The 242-nt window shown below is 71.1% G+C and carries 1 protein-coding gene; it reads right to left on the bottom strand.

Annotation, left to right across the window (positions count from 1 at the left end; translation table 11 throughout):
* Positions 1-242 (bottom strand): LysR family transcriptional regulator (locus tag ACLJNW_RS27990; RefSeq protein WP_410961869.1); only part of this gene is annotated, 242 nt, incomplete at both ends.

The raw sequence follows: 242 nt of genomic DNA, 5'->3' as shown, positions 1-242 counted from the left end.
CGTGCAGCATGAAGGGCGAGGCGGCGTTGATCCGCAGGCGCCCGGCGGGGCTCTGCCGGCGCAGGGCCAGGCGTTCCTCGAGCGCCTCCATCTGCTGCAGGATCTGCCGTGCCTGGTCGAGGAAGTAGCGGCCTTCCTCGGTCAGCTCCATGCGCCGGGTGGTGCGGTTGAGCAGGGTGGTGCCGAGCTTGTGCTCGAGGCGCGAGAGGGTCCGGCTGACGGCCGAGGCGGTCAGTCCCATC

It is taken from the genome of Salmonella sp. SAL4457 (genome assembly GCF_046548235.1).
In the GTDB taxonomy this organism is placed as follows: Bacteria; Pseudomonadota; Gammaproteobacteria; order Enterobacterales; family Enterobacteriaceae; genus Salmonella; species Salmonella enterica.
This window is presented reverse-complemented; position numbering and strand designations above follow the sequence as displayed.